We start from the raw sequence: 24,759 nt of genomic DNA, 5'->3' as shown, positions 1-24,759 counted from the left end.
TCGGCCTCGACACGTGCGCTAGCGCAAGCGCACACTTTTGAGCATGGAAGCGCCGCGCCGCTGTCTGAACGGCATCTCCGACGTGCGCGCGTTCTTCCACACCAACACAACGCCGCTGTATTTCATCTCGCCGACCCCGTTCAACCTGCTGGGCATTGACCGTTGGATTCGAAACTTCTTCTACCTGACCTACTTCGACTCCTTCGAGGGCACGCATTCGCGGGTGTTCGTGCCCCGGCGACGAGACCGCCTTGATTTCGATTCCATGGGCGATGTGTGCAACCACCTCTTGTCCGATCCCGAGACACTCGAGTTCATCGCGGGCCGCGGCCCCGGCGGCAAAGCCTGCTTCGTGATGATGGAAGAAGAGACGCAAACGCTCGCGCGGCAGGCCGGGCTGGAGGTCATGCACCCCTCGGTGGCGGTGCGCAACCGCCTGGGCTCGAAGACCATCATGACGCGCCTGGCCGACGCGGCGGGCGTGCCGAGTGTGCCGCACGTGATGGGTCGAGCCGGCTCCTACGAAGAACTGCTGACGCTCGCGCGGGAGGCCGGATTAGGGGATGACCTCGTCATCTCCATCCCTTATGGCAACGCTGGCAGCGGAACGTTCTTTGTGCGCGGTCAGGCCGACTGGGACCAGCACGCCGGTGCGCTGACCGCGGAGCAGGAATTCAAAGTCATGAAGCGGATCCGCAATGTCGAGGTGTGCATCGAAGGTGCGGTGACTCGACACGGCACCGCAATCGGCCCCGCGATGACCAGTCTGGTCGGCTATTCAGAGCTGACTCCGAATCCCGGCGCCTGGTGCGGCAACGACATCTGGCGCGAAGTGCTTCCGCCAGACCAGACGCACGCCGCGCGAGACATGGTGCGAAAGCTGGGCGACATCCTGAGCCGGGAGGGCTATCGCGGCTATTTCGAGGTGGACCTGCTGCACGACTTGGACTCCGACGAGCTCTACCTCGGCGAGGTCAACCCGCGCCTGTCCGGCGCCAGCCCGATGACGAACCTGACCACCGAGGCCTACGCCGACATGCCACTGTTCCTCTTCCATCTGCTCGAGTACATGGACGTGGAGTATGAGCTCGACATCGACGAGATCAACGCGCGCTGGGAGCGTGGCTACGGCGAGGACGAGGTCTGGGGCCAGGTGATCATCAACGAGACCTCGCCGGATGTCGAGCTTTTCACCGCGACGCCGCGCACCGGAGTGTGGCGCATCGACGACGACGGTCGGGTGTCCTTTGCGCGGTCCGCCAACGACTGGGCCACATTGCTCGACGGGTCCGAGGCGTTCTACATGCGCGTCGCGGCGCCCGGCGACTTGCGGTCCGAGGGCGCCCAACTCGGCGTACTCGTCACCCGCGGACACCTGCAGACCACCGACTACCGACTGACCGAACGCTGCCAGCGCTGGGTCAAGGGCATGAGAGCGAAATTTGTCTCCACACCCCTGACACCGGCCACACCGATCGTCTCCCGGCTCGTCGCGCGAGCGTGAGCGACGCCGCGCCCGGTCGCCGCCCGGCCGGGATCTCCCTGGACAACTGGCTGTCCGAGCCCTATGCGCGGTGGTCGTTTCAGCACGTCGAAGACTTCGTGCCGACCGCGGTGATTGCGCGTGGGACCGGGCCCGTCGCGGCGTTGCCGGCGACCGGCGCCGAACTGGCCGCGATCCCGGTGACCACCACCGAGGGGGGCGCCACCACCGTCGGTGCCGTCATGGACACCACTGCAACCGACGGGTGGGCCGTCGCCCACCGTGGCGCGCTGGTGGCCGAGGAGTACCGGGGTGCCATGCTGGCACACACTCGGCATCTGCTGTTCTCGGTGAGCAAGTCGATGGTGGCCGCCGTCGTCGGCGCGCTGCACGGTTCTGGGGCGATGGCTCTCGACGCACCGGTCACCAGCTACGTGCCTGCCCTGGCCGACTGCGGCTACGCCGGGGCGACGGTGCGCCACCTGCTGGATATGAGATCGGGCATCGCCTTCTCGGACAATTACCTGCACCCGACCGCGGAGATACACGCCCTCGACCAGGCGGTCGGGTGGGCCGCCAAAGGCAGCGAGGACAGTCCGGCCACCCTGCGTGACTTCCTGCTGACGCTGCGGCAGAAGTCGCAGCACGGCGGCCCATTCGAATACCGGTCTTGCGAAACCGACGTGCTGGGCTGGATCTGCGAGGTCGCCGGCGGCCAGCGGATGCCCGATCTGATGTCGGAACTGCTGTGGAGCCGCATCGGTGCGCAATGTGACGCGACCATCGGCGTGGACCCGGTAGGCACCGGATTCTTCGACGGCGGCATCAGCGCCTGCCTGACCGACCTGATCCGGTTCGGGTCGCTGCTCTCCCGCCACGGTGTCTCGTTGACCGGCCGACAGGTGGTGCCGGCGGCGTGGATCGCTGACACACTCGACGGCGGTCCCGACTCGCGTCAGGCGTTCGCCGCCAGCCCGGAGGACACCGGAATGCCCGGCGGGATGTACCGCAATCAGGTGTGGTTCCCCTACCCGGGCAACACCGTGGTGTTGTGCCAAGGCATGTGCGGCCAGCTGATCTACGTCGATCGAGCGGCGGAGGTGGTCGGCGCCAAGGTGTCCACCCAGTCCTACGCTGCCGACTCGCGGATGTTGTCCGACACCCTGCGTGCCTTCGATGCGATAGCGCAGGAGCTGGCCTAGCCGCTGGCCATCGGACTCAACTCCGGAACAGCGCCGGGTCGTCGAGTTGGCCCAGCAGCGCGGTCAGCTGGTCCACCAGTTGAGCCGGCGCCAGCTCGATATCCTCGGCCAGCCAGGCACCGATTGTCTGAGCCACCCCGCCGACCACGAAATGCGCGACCGCCTTGATGCGGTCGTTGCCCGGCACCCGCAATACGTTCTGCACGTGCCGGCCGGACAACATCGCGAACAGTGCACTGGATTCAGCGCGTTTGCGCACCAGCAGCGCATTGGTCAGCTGCGTGCTGAACAGCATTCGGCCGACGCGGGCGTCCCCGGCAATGGCAGACACCAGGTGGGCCATGCCGGCCCGGGTCTGCTCGGCAGAAGGCACCGCGGCCACGGCGGCCTGGGTGCTGGCCGCCAGGTCACCGACCACCCAGTCGAACACCGCGGCCACGAACTCGTCCTTGTCGGCGAAACTCTCATAGAAATACCGTGACGCCACACCGGCCCGGTGGCAGATCCCTCGCACGGTCAACTCGATCAACTCGTGGGCGCCCAGCACATCGAGACCGGCAGCTAGCAGGCGTTCTCGGCGCTCGGCCAGCCGGTCGGCTGCTTGCACGCCTCGGTAGGGACGCTCGGGAACGGCGGAAACCACGTCCACCATCTTGACACCGGGCTCTCAGCTGGGCAATATCAGGAAACCGACGTTCTCACAATCAGCGAGGTGCAGTAATGACAATCAGCGAGCCGATTCCCTTGGTGGAGCGTTCGGTGAACGACTCGCTGGGCGCGCACCCCGCCCCACGCCGACGCTCCTGGCTGCCGCAAGTCACCTGCGACGACAACATGATGATGGGCGTGGCGCTGTTGGCCGGCCCCGCCAACGTGATCATGCAGCTGGCGCGGCCCGGGGTGGGCTACGGCGTGATGGAGAGCAAGGTCGAAAGCGGCCGAGTTGACCGGCATCCGATCAAGCGGGCTCGCACCACGTTCACCTACCTGGTGGTCTCCACCCAGGGCAGCGACGCGCAGAAGGCCGCGTTCCGCGAGGCGGTCAACAGTGCCCACCGTCAGGTTCGCTCCACGGGCGACAGCCCGGTGAAGTACAACGCATTCGACCGTGACCTGCAGCTGTGGGTGGGCGCCTGCCTGTACAAGGGCAACGTCGACATCCACCGCATCTTCCTCGGTGAAATGGACGACGAGCACGCCGACCGGCATTACCACAATGAGGGCAAGGCGATGGCCACCATGCTGCAGGTGCCCGAGGACATGTGGCCGGCCGATCGGGCCGCCTTTGACCAGTACTGGCAGGACCAGCTGGACAAGGTGCACATCGATGACGCCGTCCGCGAATACCTGAAACCAATCGCGGCGAGCCGGCTGCGGGGCCTGACCCTGCCCGGCCCGTTGCAGCGGACGAACGAACGGATCGCGACGCTGATCACCACCGGCTTCCTTCCGCAGCGCTTCCGCGACGAGATGCAGCTGCCGTGGGGCCCCGACAAGCAACGTCGGTTCGACCGGTTGATGGGCGTTCTTCGCGGAATCAACAACCTGCTGCCGCAGTTCTTGCGCGGCTTCCCGTTCAACCTGATCCTGTGGGACCTCGACCGCCGTATCCGCGCCGGTCGCCCGCTGGTGTGACCGGGCCGCTGTCAGGCGTTCTTGGTCAACACCCACCAGATGGTGGTTGACGGGCCGGCCAGTTTCCCGGCCAGGGTTTTCTGATCGAAGGAATGGGTCAGCTTCCCGTCATCGATGGTCCATACCCACCTGTTGCCCTCGAGGTGGGCATCCTTGTCCCAGCCGATGGCGGTGTCGCGGACATTGAGACAGCCTGGGCCGCACGGGGACAAAAACCAGGGGTAGGCAGACCCGGCCCGGACGATTCCGGCGCCGTCGGTGATGGTCATGGTGTAGGAACCCGACAGTGGTCCCGGCCCGCTCGGGTTGAACACCTCGACGGCGGTGCCGACCAGGGCCGCCGCAACGACAACACCTTTCAGGCTCACGGCTGGCGCTCCTTCCCTCCCGACCTACCTCCCGCAATCCCGCTAGGCCGAATCTAGGATTCGCCGCCCGGTGACGAAACAGGGTTTTCCCTTGCTTCTGGCCGAATCTGCTGCGGGTGAATTGACGGTTCAGCCCGCGTCGGTAGGCTTTGACCTCGACACACGCGGACGGAAGGTGGCAGGCGATGCACGTCAACCCCCATGTGTTGCGCACCGGAGCAAATGTGTCCGACGACGCCGGCGGGCACGCCAATGACGGGGCTCAGCGTCTCGACGTGGCCGGCGTGACCGCCAAGATGTTCGGCGATTTCGATGACGCGCACGGTTTCCACGCCGCGTTGGGCAGCGCCAAGGACAGTCATCGCGACGCCTTGCAGGGCCACCACCAGAACCTCACCGGCATCGCCGAGAACGTGCGCACCGCCGCCGCCGGCTTTACCGAGATGGACAACCACAACGCCAAACTGTTGCGGGACGTCGCCGGCCCCCAACAGTGAGTCGTCCCACCCTGCAGCACCTGAACGTCGACGACCTCGTCGCGCAGGCCGGTGGTGATCCGTGGGCGATCGACGACAGTCTGCAGGCCGGCAGCCCCACCCAGATCAACTTCTTGGCCCAGGCCTTCCACTCCGCCGCCGGTTCGGCCACCGCCGCCGAAGAGTCCTTCCGCGCCGCCCAAGAACACTTCACGCAGTACAACCGCGAAAACGGCGAGCAACCCATCAACAACGGGGCCGAGGTGCAGCGCGTCAAAGACAGCCTGCATGCCACCAATGAGCAGCTCGGTCAGATCGCCGCCGACCTGGAGACCATCGCTGCCGCCCTGGCTCAGGCCCGGGCAACCTCGCGGGGCAACATCAAGTCACTCAATGAGAACCTGGGGACTGCCGACTATCTGATCGGCCACTACCTCGACCTGGAGAACCAGGGCCTGGATCGCGACGCCGATATCGAGAATGTTCGTCATGCAGCCAAGGCCGACACCGAGACTGCCCTGCACAACGAGACGTTTTTCCGCAACGACTACTCCAAGACCCTGAAGCAGGCCCTGACCAACCTGCGGGTCAAGGACGGCTACGACCCCGACGTCGCGGTACGCAAGTTCGATGCCGACAGCGAGCCGGCAGCCGGCAACGGGGCTCCGGGAACCGCCAGCCCAACTAACGGCACACCCAACGGTCAAGCCGACGGTGGTGCCGGGCAGACGCCGCCGGCAGGTGGTACCCCGGCGGGAGCCGATGGTGGCGCCGGCGGCAATGGCGGCGCCAATGGCCAAGCCCCCGGAACGCCGGACGGCAAGGCCGGGGACGGCGGCGCCGGGGCCGCCACGCCGTGGGTGCCACCGGGCACGCCGGTGATGACCCGGCCTCAGGGCCCGCCACCTACCCCGACCAAGCCGACGGAGATCAACGGCAAATGGGGGAACGTCGGGGACGGCCTCGCCTCGGCCGGTGGCCAGGCAAATGCTCCCTGGGTCCGGCCAGACCTGCCGGCGTTCGCACCGGGCGGGTCGCCGAACCCCGCCATTCCCGGCGGTGTCCCGGTTTCCCAAGCCATGGAGGGAGTCGAGAAGTTCGGTAAACGCCTAGGAATGGCGGGCAACGTCATCACCGTGGCGAACGGGGCCATGGAGATCCAGAACGATCTGAACAATGGGGTCTCCTTGAGCACCGCCTTGGTGGACGTCGTCCCCAAAACCGCCGGTGATGTCACCGGCGGTCTGGTGGGCGCCGGACTGGGCGCGGAGACCGGCGCGGAGATCGGGGCCGTGGTCGGCACCTTCTTCGGCCCCGGACCGGGAACTGCCATTGGTGCGGTCCTCGGTGCCGGCACCGGAGCGGTTGTCGGCGGCCTCGTCGGCAGCGAGTTCGGTAAGCATGTGGGCGAAGGAATTTCGAATGTCTGGCATGGATTGTTCGGCTGAGCTGGGCACACCGGTAAGGGAGATCGATCATCAGTAGCGCAAACGGCATCATCGGGGTCGGTTTGGTGGTGATGCTTCTCATCGGAGTCCCGGTCGATCCCCGCAAGGACGCGTGGTCCAAGTGGCTCTTTTGGCTCATCGGACCGATGGTGTCCGCCGCCTTGTTCGCGTTTGCGTTCTACAGCTCGATGAAGAGCCCAGAGACGACGGACCTGATCGGTGCGGTCGTCGCTGGAGCGATCCTTTCCTACCTCAGCTTCGGCGGCGTTTACCTCCGCAAGCTCTGGCGGCCCGGGCGATAAGGAGTTGTCAGTGGAAAATTCCGGTCACGCACCCGCCGAGGGATCGATCATCTTGGATCCCCGCGACATCGACGAACCGACGATCACCCTCCCCCGGCCCCCGGGTTGGGAGTTCCTGCCCAGCAACGAATCGCCGCCGGTGCGCGGCGTGCTCTACAACCAGGAACTGCGACGGCACGGTTTCACCCCCAACGCGGTAGTGACGTGCGAAGAGCTCACCGGCCAGGTGGGACTGCCGGCGCAGGCCCTGGCCAAGGAGCGCGCCGCGGTCATCGACCTCGTCGGTGACCTCGACACCGACATCGCAGGCACGGTGTCGGGCTTTCCGAGCAGAACGATCTCCTACAACCTGCAGGGCCGACCCGCCACCGGCCTGCTCATCGCCGTGCAGAACACCAAGGCCAGGATCTGGGCGATCACGGTCACCTTGCAGACCACCGACGCCGACAACCCGCACTACATCGCCGCAAAACAGGCCCTGCTGGATTCGGTGGAAGTCCGCCTGCCCACCCCGTGACGCCCCTGGGAGAATGAACTCATGGTCGAGCAGAGCCTCTGGATGCAGAAAGTCGCCGCCGATCCCGGGCATTCGCAGTGGTATATCGAACGCTTCCGCGAGATGGCCCGCGCCGGTAACGATCTGGCCGGCGAAGCGCGCCTGATCGACGCGATGGCGTCCCGTGGCGCCCGCATCCTCGACGCCGGCTGCGGCCCCGGACGGGTCGCTGGCGTCCTGGCCAAGTGCGGCCACGACGTGGTCGGTGTCGACGTCGACCCGGAGCTCATCGAGGCCGCCGAGCAGGACTATCCCGGACCGCGCTATCTCGTGGGCGACCTCGCCGAGCTCGACCTGCCCGCCCGCGGCATCTCCGAACCGTTCGACCTCATCGTGTCGGCGGGCAACGTCATGGCATTTGTGGCCCCGAGCACGCGCGCGGAGATCCTGCGCCGGTTGCGCGCCCACTGCGCCGACGACGGCCGGACCGTGATCGGCTTCGGCGCCAACCGGGACTACGACTTCGATCAGTTCCTGCGCGACGCGTCGGCCGCCGGTTTCGCGAACGATCTCCTGCTGGCCACCTGGGACCTGCGGCCCTTCACCGCGGACTCCGACTTCCTGGTCGCGGTGCTACGCCCCGCTCACAGCGGCAGCTGATCGTCCTCGGTCAGCTCGCCGAGCTGGTCGACGCTCAGCACCTCGGTCATGTCCTGCTCCTGATAGGCCAGCCGACCCACCCGGTGTGCGACCACCGGCGCGGTGATCAGGGTGAACAGGATGCTCACCGTCACCATTCCGGCGTCGTGGCTGCCGCGGAGCCGGATCAACGCACCGAAGAGCACCAGCAACAGGCCCAACACCTGCGGCTTGGTGGCCGAGTGCATCCGGGCCAAGGTGTCGGGGAACCGCACCACTCCAATAGCCGCCGTCAGCGCCAGCACCGAACCGGCGAGCACCAGCACCCCGGCGAGCACGTCGAGCAGGATCACGGTTGCCTCCCCAGGTCAGGTGCGTCGTCGGGAACCCGGAAGCGTGCCACGCTCACCGACCCGATGAAGCCGACCAGCGCCAGTGCCGCGAGGCTGTAGGTCACGGTGGTGTCCCGGCTGACCGCAGCCCAGATACCGATACCGCACATGGTCATCGCGGCCAGCGTGTCCAGCGCCACCAGCCGGTCCAAGGTGCTGGGCCCGGCCAGCAGCCGATACATGGTGATGACGGCGGCGAAGCCCAACAGCACGCCCGCCGTTCCCCAGATCACGTTCATGCGTCTACTCCCGCCGGCAGCCACTCTTCGTCACGCTCGAACGCGGCGATCAACAGTCGCTCCACCTGCGCTACCTGCTGAAAGAAACGTTCGACCGCCGGCGCAGACCCGACATCGATCACATGGCAATACAGAATGCGGCGCACCTGATCGATCTCCAGCACCATCGATCCGGGAATCAATGTGGTGATGTTGGCGGCCAGCACCAAAACCAGGTCGGATTTGATGGTCAGCGGCACCCGTAGCACCCCGGTGAGCGGCGGCGGCCCGGGTCGGACCGCCAGCCACATCAATTGAATGCTGGACTCCATCAGGTACCAGGTGAACAGCCCCAACAGCCTCACCAACGGCACCAAATGCACCCGGCCCTGTACCGGCACCGGCGGCATCGGCAGCAAAACCATGATCACGATCGCGACCAGGATTCCCGTGATGATGTTGGGGATTGTGAAGCGGCCCCACAACAGCACCCACACGGTCGCCAGTGCGGACACCGCGAAGATCCTCAGCGCGAGGGCCCTCATGGTGTACCCACCGACAAGACGGTCGAGATGTATTCGCCCCGGTCCAGAACCTCGGCCGCCGCCCGCTCGGTGTAGGCGAAAATCGGGCCGGCCAGAACGCTCAGCGACAGGCCCAGCGCGATCAGCGCGAGCGTCGGGACCACCATCCACGTCGGCATCTTTCCGACGTCATCACGGTCGTTGTAGGCAACGTCGCCGACGTCGTCAAGCAGCACCGGCGGAGCGGCAAGCACCAGCTCTCCCTCGGGGGCGTCGACGCGGCGGCGCCAAAACGCCATGGTCCACACCCGCGCCAGCACATACAGCGTCAGCAGACTCGTCACCACCGCGCCGCCCACCAGGCACCAGGCCAGCACCGACCCGTCACCCACACCGGCCTGCAGCACGGCGGTCTTGCCGATGAAGCCCGAAAAAGGCGGAATACCACCGAGATTGAACGCCGGAATCAGGAACACAAAAGCCAACAGCGGGTTGGCGATCAGACCGCCCAGCCGGTGCAGCGACGAGGCGCCGCCCTGGCGTTCGATCAGTCCGGCCGCCAGGAACAGCGTGGTCATCACGATGATGTGGTGCATCACGTAGAAGATCGCGCCGGACATACCCAGCTGGCTCGACAACGCGACCCCGAACATCATGAAGCCGATGTGGCTGACCAGGGTGAAGGACAACACCCGCTTGATGTCGCTTTGCGCGATGGCACCGAAGATCCCGATCAACATGGTCAACAGCGCCGCGACCAGCAACACCGAGTCCAGGCCGCCGTCGGGGAACAGCAGTGAGTGCGCCCGGATGATCGCGTACACACCGACTTTGGTCAGAATCCCGGCGAACACCGCGGTGATCGGGGCGGGCGCGGTGGGGTAGGCGTCGGGCAGCCATGCCGACAGCGGGAACACCGCGGCCTTGATGCCGAACGCCACCAGCAACACCGCGAACACCGCGCTTCGGGTGCCGCTGGGCAGGGCGCCGGTCCGCGTCGCCAGCTCGGCGAGGTTCAGCGTTCCGGTCGAGGCATAGACCAGGGCGATGCCCAACAGAAAGACCAACGACGAGGCCATCGAGACCATCACGTAGCCGATACCGGCGCGGATGCGTTCGGCGCTTGCGCCGATGGTCAGCAACACGAAGCTCGCCGACAGCAGCATCTCGAATCCGACGAACAGGTTGAACAGGTCACCGGCCAGGAAAGCCAGGGAGACGCCGGTGGCCAGGGTCAGATAGGTGGGCAGGAAGATCGATACCGGCTGGCGGTCGTCACCGTCTCGCACGCCCTGCCCGATGGCGTAGACCATGACCGCCAGCAGCACGACCGCCGACACCACCAGCATCAGCGCCGACAACCGGTCGACAACCAGGCTGATGCCGAGCGGTCCCACCTTCTGCTCGGTCGGTCCCCAACCTCCGACATGCAGCACCAGGGTGCCGTTACGGTCGGTCAGATACAGCAGCGCCGCGCTGACCGCGGCCACCGCGCACAGCACACCGATGGTGATCGGCCGCTGTAGCCGGGGGCGGCGGCCGACGATCAGCGTCAGCGCCGCGCCCAGCGTGGGCAACAGCACCGGCAGCGGCATCAAGACGGCGGCAAGACTCACCGTGACACCTCGCTTTCGGGAACGGCGTCGAGGTCACCGGCTGCCACCGGCACGCCGTGGTCCTGTTCGGCGGCGATGACCTCTTCGTCGGTCAGCTGCGAGACGCGGGTCGCTTCCTGGTCGTCGCCGATGTCGTCGGTGGTCGTCAGGTTGTAGGAGCGGTAGGTCAGGGCCAGCACGAACGCGCCCACGCCCATGGTGATGACGATCGAGGTCAACACCATGGCCTGAGCCAGCGGGTCGGCGTCGGTTTCCTTACCGGAGCTGGCCCAAAGGATCGGCGGATTTCCGTCGGGCCCGCCGACATCGATGATCAGCAGATTGATGGCATTCCCGATCATCATCAGGCCCAACAACATTCGGGTCAGGCTGCGCTCTAGCAGCATGTAGACCCCGCACGACGTGAGCCCGGCGGCCATCAGCAACGGAACCAGATGCGCGGTCATGACACTCCTGCCATCGGTCGGCCAGCGGACTGCGATTCAAGCTCTTGGTCCAATCGCACGCCCAGGCTGCGCAGCACGTCGAGCACCATGCCGACCACCACCAGGTACACGCCCAGATCGAAGAACAACGACGTCACCACATTGACGTGCCCGAGCACCGGAAGCGTGAAGTGCAGCACCGCCGAGGACAGCACCGGCGCCCCCAGGAACAACGACCCCAGCGCCGTGCCTCCGACCAGGGCCAGCCCGACGCCCAGGACCTTGCTGGAGTCCAGGGGCAGCGTCTCACCGAGCTCGTAGCGTCCGCCGGCCAGATAACGCAGTGCCAGACCCAGCCCGGCGGCAAGCCCACCGGCGAAGCCACCGCCGGGATAGTTGTGCCCGGCGAACAGGAAGTAGATCGAGACCACCATGATCAGCGGGAAGATGATCCGGGTCGCGACCTCGAGCACCAGCGACCGCTCGTTGGGGTCGTGGTAGGCGCTGCCCCGCAACCAGGTGGTGGACCCGATCGCCGGGCTGTAAGGCGTGGTGATGCCCGCGGTCTTGCGCGGGCTGCCGGCGTCGGCGATCCGTGGGGCCCGGCCGAAGCGGCGGTTGCGGAACACCATCGAGGCCACGCCGGTCGCGGCGACCAGCAGCACCGAGATCTCGCCGAGGGTGTCCCAGGCCCGGATATCGACCAGCAGCACGTTGACGGTGTTGGCGCCGTGGCCGCGGACGTAGGCCGCTTCGGGCAACGCCTCGGCCACGCCGTCGCGGGTGCGCGCCGCCATCGCGAAGGCCGCCAGCACGGCCACGCTGATGCCGACCGCGGCGGCCAGCACTATGCGCGGCAGCCGGTTCAGGGCCATGGTGGGGCGCTCGGCCTCCGCCGGCAGCGTGCGCAACACAAGCACGAAGATCACCAGGGTCACGGTCTCGACCAGCAGCTGGGTCAGCGCCAGGTCGGGCGCACCGTGGAAGGCGAATGCCGCCGCGCACCCGTAACCGGTCACCCCGACCATCAACACCGCGGACAGCCGGTTGCGAGCCATGGTCGCGCCGATCCCACCGGCGATCACCAGCACCGCGACGGTCAACTGCAGCGGAGTGTCCCACAGGTGCAGTTCGACGTGGTTGCGCGCGCCCAATGCCAGCGCCGTCAGCGGCAGCACCACCAGCGTCGCGAAGATCATCCCTTGGTTGAGGGGCAGGGAGCCGCGCTGGGTGATGCTGGTCAGCCGCACCGCTGCCACATCGAGCAGCCGCAGCGCGTCGTCATAGATGCGGTCGGCCTTGCCGATCGGCAGCCGGCGCAGCCGGGACAGACGCAGCGGGCCGCGGGCGGCGAACACACTGGTGCCGACCACCAAGACCAGCGCCGACAGCAACACCGGCAGCCCGACACCGTGCCACAGGGCCAGGTGGTAGCCGGTTCCGCCCGGCATGGTGTCGGCGTAGCTGCGCAACACCGTGTCCAGGGTGAGCGCACACAACCCCAAGGCCAGGCTGGCGGCGGCCAGCACGGCCGGTGGTGCCAGGAAGGACACTTCCGGTCGGTGCAGTCCTGCCACATGAGCACTCGGCGCGACCCGGCCCTTGCTGGAGAAGCCGCCCCACACGAACCGCACGCTGTAGATCACGGTGAACATCGAGGCGAGCACCCCGGCGGCCAGCACGTACGGACCGGCGGAACCCAGGACCGGAGACTGGGCCTCGGCCCCGAAAATGGTCTCCTTGGCGATGAAGCCCACGAACGGCGGTACTCCGGCCATGCTGGCGGCGGCCGCGGCGGCGATCACGAACAGCCCCGGGGCGCGGCGTCCCAATCCGGCCAGTTCACGCAGATCGCGGGTGCCGGTGGCATGGTCGATGATCCCCACCACCATGAACAGCGTGGCCTTGGCCGCCGCGTGCGCGCACATGGCGGTCAACCCGGCCAGCATGAGGTCGCCGGTGCCGGCTCCGACCAACACGATCATCAGACCCAGCTGGCTGACGGTGCTGTAGGCCAGCAGCAGTTTGAGGTCGTACTCGCGTACGGCCCGCCATCCCGCCAACAGTGCGGTGGCCAGACCGAGAATCAGCAGCGTCGGCCGCCATCCGGGCGAATCGGCGAACCCCGGGGCCAACCTGGCCACCAGATAGACCCCGGCCTTGACCATTGCCGCGGCGTGCAGGTACGCGCTGACCGGTGTCGGTGCCGCCATCGCGCCGGGCAGCCAGAAGTGCAACGGCACGATCGCCGACTTGCTGAGCGCGCCGACCAGGATCAGCAGCACCCCGACGGTGACCACGGTCCCCGACGGAGGATGGGCCACCAGCTCCGAGAGCAGATAGGTGCCGGCGGCGTTGCCCAGCATGATGATGCCGACCAGCATGGCCAGCCCGCCGGCAGTGGTCACCAGCAGCGCCTGGATGGCGGCACGGCGATTGACCGCACGTTCGGCATAGTGACCGATCAGCAGGAACGACAACACCGTCGTCATTTCCCAGAAGACGTAGAGCACCAGCGCGTTGTCGGCGACCATCAGCCCGAACATCGCTCCGGCGAAACCGACCATCTTCGCGGCGAAGCTGGGCAGCCGCGGGTCGGTCTCGTGCCCCCCGACCGGCCGAAAGTATGCGGCGCAGTAGAACAAGACCAGGGCGCCGATCCCCAGCGCCAGCACGCACATGATCGCGCTCAGCGAATCGAACCGCAGCGCGATGTCCATCGACAGTCCAGGAACCCAGGGCACGGTGACGCGGTGGTCGGCGGCCGGACCGGCCGGCCAGTTCGCCACCACCCAACCCAGCGATACCAGCGGGATCGAACCCAGCGGATAGAACGCCGCCCTGCCCCACCTGCGCACCAACGCTGGTGCGGCAGCGGTGCCAACAACATGGGCAAGCAGTATCGCCAGCATCACGCTCCACGGGCCGTTTCGTTTAAGTCGATGCGTTCAGTCGTGGCCAATCGTGAGGAGACCGCGGACGCGCTCAGAACACGTCCGCACCCATCTCCCACCACCACTGATTCCAGTTTGTGTGGTGCGGCGGCAACGCGCCATGGAATACAACCCCCATTCGGAGGGGGGTGAAACACCCATTACTCGCGAGGGCGGAACCCGTTACGGCTCGGTTACGGCTCGATCAGCCCGGTCCTGATTGCATACCGGGTGAGCGCCAGGCGGTCACGCAAGCCCAATTTCTGCAGGGTGTTGGTCCGGTGGCGGTCGACTGTCTTGGCACTGATGCCGAGCGTCTTGGCGATCTCCCGTGCCGAGAGGCCCTCGGCGATCAGCTTGAGGACTTCCTCTTCCCGGGGTGTGAGGATGGTCTCGGGCAACGTACTGCCGTGCCGCGCCCGGTGCAGGTAGTCGCGGATCAGGGCGGTCACCGCCCCGGCGTACAGAAACGGCTCACCGCGAATCGTCGCCCGGCATGCCTCGAGCAGGTCGCGGTCGGCGACCGACTTCAAGACATAGCCCGACGCACCGGCCTTGAGGGCCTCGAAGAAGTACTGCTCGTTGTCGTGCATCGACAGCATCAGCACCCGCACGTGGGGATGGTTGCGGTTGATCTCGCGGGCGGCCTGCAAGCCGGTCATCCGCGGCATCGCGATGTCCAAAATAGCCAGATCGACGGGGGTTTCCTGCAACACTGCGAGCGCCTCGGCGCCGTCGGCGGCCTCGGCGACCACGGACAAGTCGGGCTCGGCGTCCAGAATCATCCGCAGCCCACTGCGCATCAGGGCGTGATCGTCGGCCAGCAGGATGCGTGCCGGTTGCATCGGCATCATGCCCGTCCCACCCCCGATCGTGCCGGTACCACCAGCCGGATTTCGGTGCCTTGGTCAGCTGAGGAGGTGATTGTCAGGGTGCCGTGCACCAGCAGTGCGCGCTCCCGCATGCCGGTGATTCCCGCACCTTCGACGCTCATCGCGCCCGTGCCGTCATCGGAGATCCGCAAGGTCAACTCCCCCGCTGCGTCGACATGCAAGTCGAGCCACACTTTCTGCGCACCGGAATGCCGGGCGATATTGGTCAAGCTCTCCTGCACAATGCGGTAGCACACCAACTCCACGTTGGGGTTCAGTCGTTCTGCTTGCGGGCCAATGTCTTTGACGACATCGATGCCGCTCGCCTGGGTGAACTGGTTGCACAGTGCCTGCAGTGCGCTCTGTAGGCCGAGGTCTTCCAACGCGTCCGGGCGCAGCCGTCGCGCAATGCCGCGCACTTCGTCGAGACTGGCCCGCACGATCTCCTGTGCCTCCGCGAGATCCCCGCGTATTCCTTCCGGCGCGGCGTCGACGGCTCGTTTGAGGGTGAGCAGGGCGACGGTGAGGGTTTGGCCGATCTCATCGTGCAACTCTCTGGCGATCCGCTGCCGCTCGTTCTCCTGCGCGACGAGCACCAAGGCACTCGATGAGGCGCGTTCGGTTTCCAGCCTGTCCAGCATCGCGTTGAACGACGCCATCAAGTGGTGCAGATCACCGTCGCCCGTATCGTCCACCCGGTCGGTGTGCCGGAGCAGGTCAACCCGCCGCATGGAGGCGGCAAGCCGGTCCAGCGGGGCCAGACTTGACCGCAACAGCAAGGCATTGGCCCCCACCACGACTGCCAGCCCGATCACCAACACCGGGAGCTCAGCCAGTTGGACGGGTCCTGAAACAGTGGCCGGCGACATGGCCAGCACCAGGGTGCCGAAGGTGAAGACCAATCCGTTGATCAGGACGACGCGCCGAAACAACCCCCGCGCGGGCGCGCTCGCCCGCCGCCGAAATCGGTCGACGAGCCCAGTCCAACGGCTCATACCACCACCCTGGTCTGCGCGGCACGCAATGTCCATACGGGTCGCCCTGACATGCGAATGGGTGTCAAACACCATGGCGAGCCACCGGTTCGGGCTCGGAGAATGGAGGTACGCCCAGCGCATCGTCGGCTTTGACCCCAGGGTCGAGGTGTTTGCCGCCCCGGAGTGTCGAGCCCACTGGTGGAGCGCCGGGCGAGTTAGATCGACGGATCACACCACCGACCCGTGACCGGAGGGATGCAACTGCAATGGACCGCTGTACCCGAGCGCGGCGTCCCGCAGCGCCCGGCTCCGCCGCGCTCGCGAACGCCGCAACCCGAGCGCGGCGTCCCGCAGCGCCCGGCTCCGCCGTTACCGGCCTGCACCGCCAATGAATTTCGCTGCGTTGCCGCCGGAAGTCAACTCCGGTCTCATGTACCTCGGCGCCGGCTCGGGGCCGATGCTCGCCGCAGCGACCGCCTGGAGCGGATTGGCGTCCGAACTACACACGGCGGCAGCGGGTTACGAATCCGTGGTAGCCGAGTTGACCAGCTCGGCATGGTCGGGTCCGTCCTCGGCGGCAATGGCGGCTGCGGCTACGCCGTACGCGGCATGGTTGAACACCACCGCAACTCAGGCTGAAAAGACTGCCCTGCAAGCCAAAGCGGCTGTGGCGGCCTACGAGGCCGCGTTCGCATTGACGGTGCCCCCGCCGATCATCGCGGCCAACCGGGCACGGTTGCTGACGCTGTTGGCCACCAATGTGCTGGGGCAGAATGCCGCGGCGATCGCGGCCACCGAAGCCGAGTACGGCGAAATGTGGGCCCAGGACGCCACCGCGATGTACAGCTACTCGGCCCTGTCGAAGACCGCTTCCGAACTGGAGCCGTTCGCGCCGCCACCGCAGACCAGTAACCCGGCGGGACCAGTCGGCCAGACCGGCGCTCAGGGCAATCCCGCCAACCTCGCGCAGACGGTGTCGTCACGACTGGCCTCCACGCTGACCGGACCCGGCTCGGCGGAGGCCTCCCAGGGGTTGCCTGGCGTAGCGTTGCCGAGCGACGTCCCGTCTGGATTCTTCGACTGGATGGGCGTCATCGCCGACGAGACCGCCCTTGGGATCGCCCTGCCGATGTCGATCCTCGGTGTCTTCCTGGCCGGTGCGGCAATGCATTTCGCCGAGCAGGACTCCCAAGAGATCTTCGACACCCAGGACATCCTCCGCGCCGGCCAGAGACGCATCTTGAGCGCTCTGGACCAATTGGGGGTGCACGAGGAACTGCCGTCGATCGAGAACCTCCGGATTCCCCACGAAGCGGTCGTGGTCTCCATGGGCGAGGCGTTCCCGCTCGGGGCGCTCTCGACGCCCATCAGTTGGGCCGAGGTCGCCCCCGAGATCCGCCATGCCAGTTTCTCGACGCCGCTCGGCGCCGCCCCCGCTACGTCGCCGGCTGGGTTGGGCACGGCATTCGGCCAGATGGCTCTGGCCGGTATGGGCGGCAGTGCGCTGGCCGGCGCCATGAACCAGCGCCGCTCGGAGGGCGGGAAGGCGACTGCTCCCGCGGCGTCCACTGGGCCCGGCAAGCCGTCCTCGGATTCGGCGGAGCAGACAGCGGTGGCGGCGGCGCATTCTCCGCTGTCCTCGGTAGTGGAGTTGGCGGCCGGGATCCGCGAACTCGGCGAACTGCACGACGCCGGCTATCTGACCGGCGAGGAGTTCGCCGCACAAAAGCGTCGACTGCTGTCCCGGTAACTCTTTCGGCCGAGCGCCACTTAACGGCGGCGCGACCTCAGGTAGTCCCCGACCACCGCAGCGCCCAGACCGTCGAGTTCCGGAACCACCACCCGGCCCTGGACCCGCCGCGCCACCTGGTCGATGAAGCGGGCCAGCCCGGGATCGTCGCCGAGCCGGAAGATCGTCACCTGGGCACCAAGCCGCGCGACGTCGTCGAAGCCCCGCACGGTGTGGGCGATGGTCCGCGGGTGCGGAGGGTAGTCAAAAAACACCGCAGAACCCGCCCCGGCGCCGTCATAGTCCTCCAAGTGCGCCGTCGGCTCCCCGTCGGTGACCACCAGCACCACCGGCTGGGCGTTGGGGTGGCGGCGCAGGTGCCGGCCGGCCAGCGCCAGCGCATGGTGCAGATTGGTGCCCTGCTCGTAGACACCTTCCAGGCCGGTCAGCTCCGCGGCAGACACGGTGCGCGCATAGCGGCCAAACGCGATGATCTGCAACGCATCTGAGCGGAACCGGGTGCTGATCAGGTGGTTCAACGCCAGCGCGGTGCGCTTCATCGGCAGCCAGCGGTTGTCCATCACCATCGAGAACGAGGTATCCACCAGCAACGCAACGGCGGACTGAGTGCGCGTCTCGGTCTCGGAGACCTCGACGTCCTCCACGCTGATCGACAGCCGACCGCCCGCAGACCCGCCGGGCTGGGCGACCTGCCGCAGCACGCTGTTGGTCAGGGTGCGGGTGACGTTCCACGGCTCGGTGTCGCCGAACTGCCAGGGCCGGGTCGCCCCGGTCAGCTCGCCGGCCGCCCCGGCCCGACGATGGTCGCGTTCGCCGCGGCGCCCCGAAAGTTGCCGTGCCACATCACGTAACGCCGTTTCCCCAAGCCGACGCATCGCCTTCGGCGACAGCCGCCACTGCCCGTCGGAGCTGCGGTCCAGGAACCCTTGGTTGAGCAGCGCACGTTCCAGTTCGGCCAGCGTGCGCGCGTCGACGGCGGCTTGGTCGCCGAGTTGTCGGGCCAACGCGTCCAGATCGACGTCGTCCATGCTCGCGCCCGGGTACGCCTGTGACAGCTGCTCGGCCAACTGCTCGAGCTCGGCGATATCGGACAGGGCCTGGGCGCCCTCACCCATGCCGAGCGGGTTGTTGCCGGAAAACTCCGACGAGCCGGTCCAGTCCTCCCCCGGCCGGGCCGCCTGCAGGTGCGCGTCCAGGCGTCCCAGCGCCTGCTGCAGGGCCGGGGAGCCGAACGCCTGCTCAGCCAACGCATCCAGCTCGGCACGTTGCTCGGCGCTCAGGCTGTTACGGAAACGCTGCGCGGCGGCCGCCCGCTGAGCCAGCGAATCCAGCAGCTCCTCGACATTGCGCGGGTTCTCCGGGAAGAACTCGCCGTGTTTGTCCATGAACTGTTGGAAGTCCTGCGCGGTGTCTTCGCCGCGCGAGTGCTTGTCCAACAGTTCGTTGAGATCGTCGAGCATGTCGCTGACCCGTTGCCGGTCGGCGTCGGTGGCGCCTTCCAGCGCCTGCTTCATGCCGGCGAAACGCTGGTCGAGCATCTCGCGGCCGAGCAGGTCCTTGATCTTCTCGTAGGATTCCCGGGCCTCGCCGCTGCGCCAGTTGTAGTCGGCCAGCTCCTGCACCGCTTTGGCCGGCGACGGCGACAGCGCGTCGATCTGCATCTCGGCGAAGCGGGCGTCGTCGTCGAGCGCGCGGGCCAGCTCTTTGCGTTCGGCGAGCACCGCTTCGTCGAGCAGCTTCTTGACCTCCGCCAGCGTTCCGTCCAAGTTGTTGCGGCGCAACAGTTCCCGGCGCCGACGTTGCGCCTCGGCGGCCAGCTGATCGGCTCCGGTCAGGTTCTTGGTGCCACGGCGCAGCAATTCTTGCAGCGCCCGCCGCGGCGACGTCCCCTCCATGACGTCGCGCCCGATCTCCTCCAGCGCCTCGGCCAGATCGACCGGCGGCGCGAGCGGATCCGGCCCACCAGAGTAGGCCGAATACCGGGAGGCGTGCCGTCTAGCCATAGACGGTTTCGCCCTCGTCAGAGGTCTTGTCGATGCGCTTAGCCAAATACAGTGCTTCCAAGGCCAACTCGAGTGCCGCGGCCCGTTCGCCATCGGATTCGGCACCCAGGCGCTGCGCGACGGCGTCGATCACCGGCAGATCCGGCAGCGCCGCCAGCACCGCTTTGGCCGAAATCCGCTCGCCCGTCGTCACCGTCGCGTCCTCGACCGCCGCCACCAGCGGTCCCACGTCGATCCCGCCCAGTGCCCGCGATGCGGTATCGGCGGTAGCCCGGCGCAACAGGTGCTCCAGCACCGCCTGCTCGCGGCCTTCCTCGCCGGATTCGAATTCCAACTTGCCGCGCAGCACGTCGACGATCGTGCTCAGGTCCACCACCCGGGCCACCGGGTCGGTTTCGCCCAGCACCGCGCCGCGGTGGCGCGCCGAGGCCGCCACCGTCTCCGCGGCGGCGATCGCGAAGCGCGCCGAGACGCCGGAGCGCTGGTCCACCGAGCGGGACTCCCGCAGGTAGCGAGCGAATCGGGCCAGCACCGCCAGCAGGTAGTCCGGTACCTGCGCGCTCAGGTGCGCCTCTTGAGCGATCACGCCGACCTCGGCGTCGAGTTCCAGCGGGTAGTGGGTGCGGATCTCGGCGCCGAAGCGGTCCTTGAGCGGGGTGATGATGCGGCCGCGGTTGGTGTAGTCCTCCGGGTTGGCGCTGGCGACCACCAGCACGTCCAGGGGCAGTCGCAGTGTGTAGCCGCGTACCTGGATGTCGCGCTCCTCCATCACGTTGAGCATCGCCACCTGGATGCGCTCGGCGAGGTCGGGCAGTTCGTTGACGGCGACGACGCCGCGGTGCGCCCGCGGGATCAGGCCGTAGGCGATGGTCTCGGGATCACCCAGACTGCGGCCTTCGGCCACCTTGATCGGGTCGATGTCGCCGACCAGGTCGGCGACGCTGGTGTCGGGGGTGGCCAATTTCTCGGTGTAGCGCTCGTCGCGGTGCCGCCACGCCACCGGCAGGTCATCGCCAAGTTCGGCTACCCGACGAATCGACTCGGGCGTGATCGGCGAATACGGGTGCTCACCGAGCTCGGCGCCGGCGATCACCGGGGTCCACTCGTCAAGCAATCCGGTCAACGCGCGCAGCAGGCGAGTTTTGCCCTGGCCGCGCTCGCCCAGCAGCACGATGTCGTGACCGGCGATCAACGCGCGCTCGAGTTGCGGCAGCACGGTGTCCTCGAACCCGAAGATGCCGGGCCAGATGGCTGCGGCGTCGTCACCGTCGCCGAGCCGGGCCAACAGGTTCTCGGCGATCTCTTGTTTGACCCCCCTCTCACGGTGGCCGGCAGCACGCAGCTCACCGAGAGTTTTGGGCAGATCGTGCGGGGCATTCGGCGCGGTCACCACTCCACGCTACGACGGGCGTGAAAGTCCGTCACGATGTCCTGCGTTTATCCACTCGTCCAATACCCGATACCCTGGGTACTGTGAACTTTCCGGAATGGCGCGAATGACCGGCTCAGACCTATTTCGGCCCGGCATCCTGGCAGGCCCGACTGCTGGCCGCGGCCGCAGCGATATTTCTGCGCACACCGATCGCAGCGCTGACGCTGCTCGGCATGGTCGTCAACCGGTTCTGGCCCGCCGGTTTGCAGCGGGCCCGCCTGGACCTCATCGACCAACCGATGCGCTACATCCGGGCGCTGCCGGGCACCGAGGTGACTCGGGAGCGGCTGACCGACTGTCCGGCAGAGTGGGTGGTGGCGCCGGGCGCCCGCGACTCAAACCGGGTGATCGTCTACTTCCACGGTTCGGCGCTGGTGACGCTGGGGCTCAATTCGCACCGTCGCTTTGCCAGCAAGCTCTCCGAGGTCACCGGTGCGAAGGTGTTCAATGTCGGCTACCGCTTGGCGCCGCTGGCCGGCATCGACGAGGCCGTCGCCGACGGGCTGTGCGCCTACCGTCGCGTGCTGGACGCTGGGTTCACCGCGGAGCACATTGTGGTGGCGGGAGATTCGGCCGGCGGCCTGATGGCGGTGAACACCGCGATCGCGGCGCGCGATGCCGGGCTGCCGGCGCCCGCAGGTCAGGTTTTGATGTCAGCGCTGACGTCGTCGGACATGGAGATCAAACGCGAGGCCGCGCGCACCCACCGCGACCCGTTCTTCCCGTTCATGGCGTTCATGTTCATCTACCGGGTGTTCGCCACCGTGAACGGCACTCGTGAGCTGCCGGTGATGCCGCCGGAAGCCGAGCTGCGCGGGCTGGGACCGTTCCTGCTGCAGGTCGGCAACAACGAGATGCTGCGCAACGACACCTTCATGCTGGCCGACAAGCTGACCGCCGCCGGTGTGCCGAACTGGGTTCAGGTGTGGGACCGTGCGTTGCACATGTTCCAGCTCACCTTCGACTTCAACCCCGACGCTCGCCGGGCGGTCGCCGAGATCGCCGACTTCGTGGATCATGCGACTGCGGCCGCGCCGAGCGATGCCCACTCGGCGCCCGTCACCGGCGAGACCGCCTAAGACGTCTGGGTCTCAGACCAGTCCTCAAACAGCTTCAGCAGCAACGGAATGCGATTGGCCTCGATCTCGGGCTGCGGAAGCACGGTCCGCAGGATCGCGGCGCCGTCGAAGGTGTTGGTCAGCAGCGCAACCACGTTCGGTAACAGCTCTTCGGGAAAGGCGTCGGCGCCGGGAAACCCACGGGCGGTGTCGAAGATCTTCGCACCGTATTCGTCCAACACCTCCGACAGTGTGGAGCGCAGCTTCTCGTCGGTGCGTGCGGCGATCAGCAGCTCGTAGACCACCGCGTTGTTGGAGTTCGCCGTCAGATCACGCAACAGGGTCAATACCGCTTCCAGCGCCGAGCCGTCGGCCGGGATCTCCGCCACTTGCTTGGCGATCAGCTCGAGCTGCCGGCGCAGCACCTCGCGGGCGGTGGCCGCCATGAAATCACCCATGGTGCCGAAATGGCGGAACAACGCCCCGTCGGATACCCCGGCGCGCACGGCGATCACCTTGGCTGACGCCCGGGCGTAACCGATCTCGGCGATGGTGGAGATGCTGGCGTCGAGCAGTTTGGCAACGGTGGTCTCGCGGCGCTCCTGCTGGGTTCGGGCCATGTGCTAGACCGATTGCAACTCACGGGTTCCGGCACGCAGGAAGCGTCCGGACTTGACGGTGGTGCCGTAGCCGTCGCAGAACTGCCCGTTGCGGAACACCACGGTGCCGCCCACGGCGGTCGCGACCACCGCGTCATCGTTGCGGTTGACCATGCGGCTCAGGTCGCCGTAGAACGGCACCTTTGCCTCGTGGTAGCCGTCGACGGCGTCGGTCAGACCGGCCGGGTCGATCACCACGAAGTCCGCGCGGTCGCCTCGGCGCAGCGTGCCGGCGTCGAACCCGAACCAGTCGGCGACTTCGGAGGTCAGGCGGTACACCGCCCGCTGGACGCTCATGAACGGCCGTCCGGCCGCCTCGGCGTCGCGGACGCGCTTGAGCAGGCGCAGCGAGTAGTTGTAGAAGGCCATGTTGCGCAGGTGCGCTCCGGCGTCGGAGAACCCCATGTGGATCACCGGCTCGTTGGCCAACTTGTCCAGCTGCTTGGGCCGGTGGTTGGCGACGATCGTGGTCCAGCGGACGTTGCGTTCGCCGTTGTCCACCAACACATCGAGGAACGCGTCCAACGGGTGCAGCCCACGCTCCTCGGCGATCTGGCCGAAGCTCTTGCCGACCAGGCTGGCATCGGGGCATTCGACGATCACCGCGTCATGGAAGTCGCGGTGCCACAAGGACGGGCCCAGCTTCTTTCGGTCGAAGGCCTTGCGGAATCGGCGGCGGTACTCGGTGTCAGCCAGCAGCGCGTTGCGCTCCAACTGGTCGCGCAGATGCAGCGCGGCGGTTCCCGCGCCGAATTCCTCGAACACCGGCAGATCGATTCCGTCGGAATACAACTCGAACGGCACCGGTAGGTGCTGGAATCGCACGCTGGAGCCGAGCACGGCATTGAGCAGCCGAGCACCTGGACCGAATACCCGCACCGCGCCCGGCGCCGACTTGGCGTCGGCCGAGACCAGCAGGCTCATCCGGACCCCGCGCCGACGGCCAAACATCCCGCTGCTGGTCAAAAAGAAGTTCAAGGCGGTCAACGGGTTTCGGACGTCGGGGGCGCTCTGTAGCATTCGGCCGCGCTTGCGCAGCACCTTGATCAAGCGTCGCCGTTCCCGCCAGGTGGCGAACGTCGACGGCAGCGCCCGGGACCGGAACCGGTCGCCGTCGAGCTTGTCGATGGGGGCGTCCATCCCGGACATGCCCAGGAGTCCCGCGTCGAGGCCCTGATCGAGCAGGGCGGCCATCTTCTCCAGCTCGGCGTCGGTCGGGACGACGCCGTCGGTGGTGGCGCGATCCAGGCCGAGCACCGCGGTCCGCAGGTCCGAATGGCCGAGCATGGAGCTGATATTGGGCCCGAGCGGCAACTCCTCGAGGGCCCGCACGTACTCGGCGGGCGTGGACCAGGTCTTCTTGGTCTGTAGCGCGTCCAGCACGAACTTGCGCGGGACTGCCTCGACCCGGCTGAACAGGTCGGCGGCGTCCTCGGACTCGGCGTACACCGTCGACAGCGAGCAGTTGCCCAGCAACACCGTGGTGACGCCGTGGCGCACCGATTCCCGCAGGCCCGGGTCCAGCAGCACCTCGGCGTCGTAGTGGGTGTGCACGTCGATGAAGCCCGGAACCACCCACTTACCGGCCGCGTCGATCACCTCCGGGCAGCCGGTCTCATCCAGCTCCCCCGCGATGTCGGCGACGACGCCGTCGCGGATGCCCAGGGTGCGGACCTGGGGAGCGTTGCCCAGGCCGTCGAACCACAGTCCGTTGCGGATGATCAGGTCATAGGCCACGTCGTCTCCCCACTTCGAAGTTGAGATAGATAGTGAGCGCCTACAATCTTTCTGTCAAGGGCTGTCTTTTGCGGCGGTTATCCCCAGTTCGGATTTGATCCACAGATTCGCGTT

General features: G+C 67.1%; 24 protein-coding genes. 10 read left to right on the top strand and 14 right to left on the bottom strand.

Features of this window, described 5'->3' with window-relative positions; genetic code table 11:
* Positions 1–43 precede the first annotated feature (43 nt).
* Together RCP37_RS04730 and RCP37_RS04725 are read left to right on the top strand one after the other, a co-directional pair.
* Entirely contained in the window at positions 44–1,504 is a 1,461-nt protein-coding gene (locus tag RCP37_RS04730; protein ID WP_308485831.1) for a biotin carboxylase, read from the top strand.
* Positions 1,501–2,685, top strand: a complete 1,185-nt coding sequence (locus RCP37_RS04725; RefSeq protein WP_308485830.1) for a serine hydrolase domain-containing protein — start codon at positions 1,501–1,503, stop codon at positions 2,683–2,685. Before RCP37_RS04730 ends, RCP37_RS04725 begins: the two co-directional genes overlap by 4 nt.
* Before the next feature lie 16 nt (positions 2,686–2,701).
* Here RCP37_RS04725 and RCP37_RS04720 read toward each other — a convergent pair whose 3' ends face one another.
* Entirely contained in the window at positions 2,702–3,337 is a 636-nt protein-coding gene (locus RCP37_RS04720; protein ID WP_308485829.1) for a TetR/AcrR family transcriptional regulator, read from the bottom strand.
* 68 nt (positions 3,338–3,405) lie between these two features.
* Between RCP37_RS04720 and RCP37_RS04715 the strand changes: the two genes are divergently transcribed.
* Positions 3,406–4,320, top strand: coding sequence for an oxygenase MpaB family protein (locus RCP37_RS04715; protein ID WP_308485828.1), 915 nt, complete (start codon positions 3,406–3,408; stop codon positions 4,318–4,320).
* An 11-nt stretch (positions 4,321–4,331) separates the two neighbouring features.
* Here the strand turns inward: RCP37_RS04715 and RCP37_RS04710 are convergent, their stop codons facing one another.
* The gene (locus RCP37_RS04710) at positions 4,332–4,688 is read right to left on the bottom strand and encodes a hypothetical protein (RefSeq protein WP_224975639.1); all 357 of its coding nucleotides are present in this window, start codon (positions 4,686–4,688) and stop codon (positions 4,332–4,334) included.
* A gap of 185 nt (positions 4,689–4,873) precedes the next feature.
* Here RCP37_RS04710 and RCP37_RS04705 point away from each other — a divergent pair, with 185 nt between their 5' ends.
* From RCP37_RS04705 to RCP37_RS04685, 5 genes are all read left to right on the top strand, one after another.
* Entirely contained in the window at positions 4,874–5,185 is a 312-nt protein-coding gene (locus tag RCP37_RS04705; protein ID WP_064890620.1) for a DUF2563 family protein, read from the top strand.
* Positions 5,182–6,612, top strand: coding sequence for a putative alpha/beta hydrolase (locus RCP37_RS04700; protein ID WP_308485827.1), 1,431 nt, complete (start codon positions 5,182–5,184; stop codon positions 6,610–6,612). Before RCP37_RS04705 ends, RCP37_RS04700 begins: the two co-directional genes overlap by 4 nt.
* Before the next feature lie 71 nt (positions 6,613–6,683).
* Positions 6,684–6,914, top strand: coding sequence for a hypothetical protein (locus RCP37_RS04695; RefSeq protein ID WP_308485826.1), 231 nt, complete (start codon positions 6,684–6,686; stop codon positions 6,912–6,914).
* A 10-nt stretch (positions 6,915–6,924) separates the two neighbouring features.
* Positions 6,925–7,431, top strand: coding sequence for an LpqN/LpqT family lipoprotein (locus RCP37_RS04690; protein ID WP_308485825.1), 507 nt, complete (start codon positions 6,925–6,927; stop codon positions 7,429–7,431).
* Between the two features lie 21 nt (positions 7,432–7,452).
* Positions 7,453–8,070: a class I SAM-dependent methyltransferase gene (locus RCP37_RS04685; RefSeq protein WP_308485824.1), complete on the top strand. Its 618-nt coding sequence runs from the start codon at positions 7,453–7,455 to the stop codon at positions 8,068–8,070.
* Here the strand turns inward: RCP37_RS04685 and mnhG are convergent.
* From mnhG to RCP37_RS04645, 8 genes are all read right to left on the bottom strand, one after another.
* Entirely contained in the window at positions 8,055–8,402 is a 348-nt protein-coding gene (gene mnhG / locus RCP37_RS04680; RefSeq protein ID WP_064890628.1) for a monovalent cation/H(+) antiporter subunit G, read from the bottom strand. The genes RCP37_RS04685 and mnhG overlap by 16 nt on opposite strands.
* Positions 8,399–8,680 carry a monovalent cation/H+ antiporter complex subunit F gene (locus tag RCP37_RS04675; RefSeq protein ID WP_065041299.1) on the bottom strand — a complete coding sequence of 94 codons (282 nt, stop codon included), beginning with the start codon at positions 8,678–8,680 and terminating at the stop codon, positions 8,399–8,401. Before RCP37_RS04675 ends, mnhG begins: the two co-directional genes overlap by 4 nt.
* A complete protein-coding gene (locus tag RCP37_RS04670; protein WP_308485823.1) occupies positions 8,677–9,204 on the bottom strand; it encodes a Na+/H+ antiporter subunit E in 528 nt (175 codons plus the stop codon). The genes RCP37_RS04675 and RCP37_RS04670 overlap by 4 nt, the downstream gene beginning before the upstream one ends.
* A complete protein-coding gene (locus tag RCP37_RS04665; RefSeq protein WP_373693107.1) occupies positions 9,201–10,799 on the bottom strand; it encodes a Na+/H+ antiporter subunit D in 1,599 nt (532 codons plus the stop codon). The genes RCP37_RS04670 and RCP37_RS04665 overlap by 4 nt, the downstream gene beginning before the upstream one ends.
* Positions 10,796–11,245 carry a Na(+)/H(+) antiporter subunit C gene (locus RCP37_RS04660; RefSeq protein ID WP_308485822.1) on the bottom strand — a complete coding sequence of 150 codons (450 nt, stop codon included), beginning with the start codon at positions 11,243–11,245 and terminating at the stop codon, positions 10,796–10,798. Before RCP37_RS04660 ends, RCP37_RS04665 begins: the two co-directional genes overlap by 4 nt.
* Positions 11,242–14,136 carry a Na+/H+ antiporter subunit A gene (locus RCP37_RS04655; RefSeq protein ID WP_308485821.1) on the bottom strand — a complete coding sequence of 965 codons (2,895 nt, stop codon included), beginning with the start codon at positions 14,134–14,136 and terminating at the stop codon, positions 11,242–11,244. Before RCP37_RS04655 ends, RCP37_RS04660 begins: the two co-directional genes overlap by 4 nt.
* A gap of 215 nt (positions 14,137–14,351) precedes the next feature.
* Positions 14,352–15,008, bottom strand: a complete 657-nt coding sequence (locus RCP37_RS04650; RefSeq protein WP_308486939.1) for a response regulator transcription factor — start codon at positions 15,006–15,008, stop codon at positions 14,352–14,354.
* A complete protein-coding gene (locus tag RCP37_RS04645; RefSeq protein ID WP_224976890.1) occupies positions 15,008–16,024 on the bottom strand; it encodes a sensor histidine kinase in 1,017 nt (338 codons plus the stop codon). The genes RCP37_RS04650 and RCP37_RS04645 overlap by 1 nt, the downstream gene beginning before the upstream one ends.
* A gap of 370 nt (positions 16,025–16,394) precedes the next feature.
* Between RCP37_RS04645 and RCP37_RS04640 the strand changes: the two genes are divergently transcribed.
* The gene (locus tag RCP37_RS04640) at positions 16,395–17,756 is read left to right on the top strand and encodes a PPE family protein, SVP subgroup (RefSeq protein ID WP_308485820.1); all 1,362 of its coding nucleotides are present in this window, start codon (positions 16,395–16,397) and stop codon (positions 17,754–17,756) included.
* A 20-nt stretch (positions 17,757–17,776) separates the two neighbouring features.
* On the opposite strand, the gene RCP37_RS04635 is transcribed toward RCP37_RS04640, so the two are convergent.
* Positions 17,777–19,759, bottom strand: coding sequence for a vWA domain-containing protein (locus RCP37_RS04635; RefSeq protein ID WP_308485819.1), 1,983 nt, complete (start codon positions 19,757–19,759; stop codon positions 17,777–17,779).
* Complete coding sequence (locus RCP37_RS04630; protein WP_373693106.1) at positions 19,752–21,149, bottom strand: sigma 54-interacting transcriptional regulator; 1,398 nt, start codon at positions 21,147–21,149, stop codon at positions 19,752–19,754. The genes RCP37_RS04635 and RCP37_RS04630 overlap by 8 nt, the downstream gene beginning before the upstream one ends.
* Before the next feature lie 215 nt (positions 21,150–21,364).
* Here RCP37_RS04630 and RCP37_RS04625 point away from each other — a divergent pair, with 215 nt between their 5' ends.
* A complete protein-coding gene (locus RCP37_RS04625; protein ID WP_308485817.1) occupies positions 21,365–22,270 on the top strand; it encodes an alpha/beta hydrolase in 906 nt (301 codons plus the stop codon).
* Here the strand turns inward: RCP37_RS04625 and RCP37_RS04620 are convergent.
* Positions 22,267–22,869, bottom strand: coding sequence for a TetR/AcrR family transcriptional regulator (locus tag RCP37_RS04620; RefSeq protein ID WP_308485816.1), 603 nt, complete (start codon positions 22,867–22,869; stop codon positions 22,267–22,269). The two genes, RCP37_RS04625 and RCP37_RS04620, sit on opposite strands and share 4 nt — an antisense overlap.
* 3 nt (positions 22,870–22,872) lie before the next feature.
* The gene (locus tag RCP37_RS04615; RefSeq protein ID WP_308485815.1) at positions 22,873–24,645 is read right to left on the bottom strand and encodes an N-acyl-D-amino-acid deacylase family protein; all 1,773 of its coding nucleotides are present in this window, start codon (positions 24,643–24,645) and stop codon (positions 22,873–22,875) included.
* Between the last annotated feature and the right edge of the window lie 114 nt (positions 24,646–24,759).

This window comes from Mycolicibacter sp. MU0102, assembly GCF_963378105.1.
In the GTDB taxonomy this organism is placed as follows: domain Bacteria; phylum Actinomycetota; class Actinomycetes; order Mycobacteriales; family Mycobacteriaceae; genus Mycobacterium; species Mycobacterium holstebronense.
Note: the sequence above shows the minus strand (reverse complement) of the source record. Positions and strands in the feature narration are given on the sequence as shown.